This is a genomic window from Micromonospora globispora (genome assembly GCF_003857015.1).
Classification (GTDB): domain Bacteria; phylum Actinomycetota; class Actinomycetes; order Mycobacteriales; family Micromonosporaceae; genus Micromonospora; species Micromonospora globispora.
In genome coordinates, this window is the sequence record NZ_QGGF01000266.1 from 1 (window position 1) to 3,964 (window position 3,964).

5 protein-coding genes are annotated in these 3,964 nt (G+C 72.7%); 1 reads left to right on the top strand and 4 read right to left on the bottom strand.

Features of this window, described 5'->3' with window-relative positions:
* The coding region (locus DKL51_RS12425; protein WP_185734783.1) for a type VII secretion protein EccB at positions 1-403 on the top strand (403 nt) is incomplete at its 5' end.
* Between the two features lie 28 nt (positions 404-431).
* Here DKL51_RS12425 and DKL51_RS12430 read toward each other — a convergent pair.
* The 4 genes from DKL51_RS12430 to DKL51_RS12445 form a co-directional block, all read right to left on the bottom strand.
* On the bottom strand, positions 432-1,058 hold the full coding sequence (locus DKL51_RS12430) for a class I SAM-dependent methyltransferase (RefSeq protein WP_109946260.1): 627 nt from the start codon (positions 1,056-1,058) through the stop codon (positions 432-434).
* A 171-nt stretch (positions 1,059-1,229) separates the two neighbouring features.
* A complete protein-coding gene (locus tag DKL51_RS12435) occupies positions 1,230-2,063 on the bottom strand; it encodes an alpha/beta fold hydrolase (protein WP_207783947.1) in 834 nt (277 codons plus the stop codon).
* Positions 2,064-2,190: 127 nt separating this feature from the next.
* Positions 2,191-3,057, bottom strand: coding sequence for a carbohydrate ABC transporter permease (locus DKL51_RS12440; RefSeq protein WP_109946262.1), 867 nt, complete (start codon positions 3,055-3,057; stop codon positions 2,191-2,193).
* Positions 3,057-3,964 (bottom strand): carbohydrate ABC transporter permease (locus tag DKL51_RS12445; RefSeq protein WP_260428469.1); only part of this gene is annotated, 908 nt, incomplete at its 5' end. The genes DKL51_RS12440 and DKL51_RS12445, both read right to left, overlap by 1 nt.

The window sequence follows — 3,964 nt, forward strand, 5'->3', positions numbered from 1 at the left end:
GCCCCGGCTCGCGGCGGTGGACGGCGGTGCGCTCTGCGCCCGGGGCGGCGACGACACCGGGGTACGCGAGGTGCGGGTGGACGTCACACCGCCGGCTCTCACCGCGGCCGCCCGGCCCGTCCTGCCGGCCGGTCGGGGCGGCGTGCCCGTCGACCAGGTGGTGGTCGAGCCCGGGCGCGGGGCGGTGGTCGAGTCGGTGGCCGCGCCGGGCGCCTCCGGTGGGGCGATCTCCGTGGTCACCGACCTGGGCCGGCGGTACGTCCTCGCCGACCGTGCGGTGCTCGGCATGCTCGGCTATTCCGACGTCCGTCCGGTGCGGCTGCCCGCCGGCCTGGTCAGCCTGGTCCCGGCGGGCAGTCCGCTGGACCCGGTCGCCGCCCGGGCCGTGGCCGCGCCAGCCTGAGCCGTCGAGGCCGACCCGGCGGGTCCGGTCAACGAGGAGCAGTCGGCTCCTGATTCGGCGGGCGGCGCAGGACGCTCACCGCGAAGTCGGCGTCGTCCCGCCACGGCCGCAGGTCCCAGGTGGCGAAGCGGTGCTCCAGCCGGAGCCCGGCCGCCACCGCGTCCCCGTCGAAGTCGGTGAGCGGGTAGCCCCGGTCGGTGCCGAAGCCGACCACTACGAGACCGTCCGGCCGGACGTGGGCGGCGATCCGGCTCAGCACCGCGCCCTCGGTGCCCGGGGCGACGAACGCCATCACATTGCCGGCGACCACCGCCGCGTCGAACGGCTCCGGCTCGCCCTGCGCGGCGAGGTCCAGCTCGGCGAGGTCGGCGACCAACCAGCGGGGGCCGGGGTGGTCGGTGCCGGCGGCCTCGATGAGGGCCGGGTCGGCGTCCACCCCGACCACGGTGTGACCGCGGGCGGCGAGCGCGCCGGCCACCCGTCCGGTGCCGCATCCGGCATCCAGGATCCGGGCGCCCGGCGGAACCATGGCGTCCAGCAGCCGCGCCTCGCCGGCCAGGTCCGCCCCCTCGGCGGCGAGTCGGCGGAACCGGTCGATGTACCACTGCGAGTGGCCGGGCTTGGTCTCGGTCACCCAGCGGGTCGGCTTACCCATGGGGCCACCGTAACCGGATCTTGCCGGAGGAATCTCGGTGAGGCGGCATCCGCGCCGGCCGGCCCCGCCGAGGTCTACTGCCGGGACGCCCGGGTGCCCGGCAGCGGCGCTCAGGCGGCTGCCGCTGGCCCGGGCCGCGACCACCCGGCCACCATCGGTGGGGCCGTCCGGTCAACCGGCGGTCAGGACCAGCTCGGCGACCCGGTCCGGCTGGTCGACCTGCACGAAGTGCCCCGCACCCCGCAGCAGGTGCAGGTCGGCGCGCGGGAAGAGCTCGGCGAAGCGGCGCGCGACCCTCGGGTTGAGGGAGCGGTCCTCCGCGCCGAAGATCACCCGTACCGGCCGGTCGAACCGGCGCAGGTCGGGCAGCCGACGCCGGCGCGTCCAGACGGTGCCGAGGAGGTCGTCGTTGAGCCGCCAAAAGGCCGGCTGGGCCGCGGTGAAGTCCCCGCACAGGCGGCTCACCAGGGGAGCCCGGCGTCGGTCGTCGCGGATGAACCTGCCCACCTGCCACGCGTAGAGGCGCAGGGCGAGGTCCGATCCACGGCCCGCCAGCTTCCGGGCCGCGACGCGCAGCAGCGGAGTCGAGTACAGCGCGATGGCGGGTGGTCGGCGCAGCACCGCCGTCTGGTGGTAGTACGTGTTGAGCAGCACCAGCGCGGAAACCCGGTGCGGATACAGCAGCGCCCAGTCGATCGCCGGTGGACCGGACGCGTCGTGGGCCACCAGCACGACGCGGTCCAGCCCGAGGTGATCGATCACCGCCGCGAGGTCCCCGGTCATGTTGTCCGCCGTGTACGGGTAGCCGTCGGGCTTGTCGGACCGGCCCCAGCCCAGGAAGTCGAACCGGACGACCCTTCGATCGCCGAGGTGCGGCATCAGCTCGTCGTAGAGGTGCAGGTTGTCGGGGAAGCCGTGCAGCAGCACCAGCGGCACGCCCCGGCTGCCGGTCACCTCGACATGCAGCAGCTGCCCGGCCCGGGGGATCTTGAGTGTCTCGCCCACCACCGTCATCCCGACCCCGTTCGTCCTGGCCTGGGCCGACCCTAACCGGTGGTCAGCGGCGCCCGGGCGGGAACGACGGATCGGCCAGGCGCCGCGGAGCGGACCGCGGCGCCTGGCCGTCGAGGGATCAGCCCTTCTCCGCGCCGCTGGTGAGTCCCTCGGTGAGCAGCCGCTCGCTGGCGAAGAAGAGGATCACGATGGGCAGGGTGAGGATCACCGACCCGGCCATCAGCACGGTCTTCGGCACCTCCACGCCGTCGGCGAGCAGCGACAGCCCCAGCGACACCGTCCAGCGGTTCGGCTTGTCGACCAGGAAGAGCAGGGCGAAGAGGTACTCGTTCCAGGCGATCATGAAGTCGTACAGGGCGACCGCCATGATCGACGGCACCGCGAGGGGGAGGCTGACCCGGCGGATGATGCCGAGCCGGCCCGCGCCGTCGATGGCGGCGGACTCCTCCAGGCTGAGCGGGATGGTCTCGAAGTAGTTCCGGAGCATGTAGACCGAGACCGGCAGGGTCTGCGAGATGTAGACCAGCACCAGCCCGAACAGCGAGCCGCGCAGCCCGGCCCGGGTGAAGACGACGAAGAGCGGGATCGCGATGACGATCGACGGGAAGAGGTAGACGGCCAGGAAGAGCGCGTTGACCTGCCGCCGGCCGAAGAACCGCAACCGGGACACCGCGTACGCCCCGGGGATGGCGACCACCAGGGTCAGCAGCGTCGCGGCGACGGCCACGATGCCGCTGTTGCGAATGAAGGTGAGGAATCCCTGGCCGCCGTTCTCGGCGGACTTGAGCACCTCGACGTACGTGGCGACGGTCAGCTCGCCGAACGGGACGATCAGCGAGCCCGGGTCCAGCAGCAGTCGTTCGATGGGGCGTACGGAGAGCACCAGCATGTACCAGAACGGCAGCACGGTGATGATCAGGAAGGCGGCGATCACCAGCCGGCGCAGCCACCGCAGGCTCACCGTCTCGATCCGGTCCCGGTCCATCACGCCTCCCGTCTCGCGGCGAAGAAGCGCAGGTAGATCGCCACGAACACGATCAGCACCACGGCCAGGACGACCGCCTGCGCCGCGGCCGCGCCGATGTCGGTACGCGCGGTGAGGAACTGGTAGACCCGGACGCTGACCACCTCGGTGCCGGCGGAGCCGCCGGTGAGCAGGTAGACGTCGTCGAACTTGTTGAACGTCATGATGAACCGCAGCACCGCCAGCAGCGCGATCACCGGCATCAGCTGCGGCAGCAGGATGTGCCGGAAGCGCTGGGTCGGGGTGGCCCCGTCGACCCGGGCCGCCTCCTCCAGCTCACCCGGTACGGCCTGGAGCCGGGCCAGCAGGAACAGGAACGCGAACGGGAAGTAGCGCCACGCCTCGAACGCGATCACCGTCCAGAGGGCGGTCGAGTCCTGGGAGAGGAACGGGATCGGCGCGTCCCAGCCGAGGAACCGCCGCCCCCAGTCGTTGACGATGCCGAACTGCGGATCGAGCATGACCTGCCAGACGAAGGCCACCGCGACCACCGGCGCCACGTACGGCAGCAGCATCGACGCCCGGACCAGGGTGCGCCCGCGGAACGGCCGGCGGACCACCAGCGCCGCGACGAGGCCGATCAGGATCGAGCCGACGGTGCCGCCGATGCTGTAGATCAGCGTGGTCCAGAGCGTGTCGGCGAACCCGGGGGTGTGCAGCACCCGGTCGAAGTTGGCCATCGTGAACTGGCCGAAGAGTCCGGTCTTGCGCAGGGTGGCGAGGCGTACCCGTTGGAAGGCCAGCACCACCGTCCAGACGATCGGGATGCCGATCACCGCGACCACGACGAGCAGGGTCGGGGCGACCAGCGCGAGGCCGTCGCGGGACTCGCGGCGGCGCAGGGTGAGCGGGCGGCGACCGCCGGGGG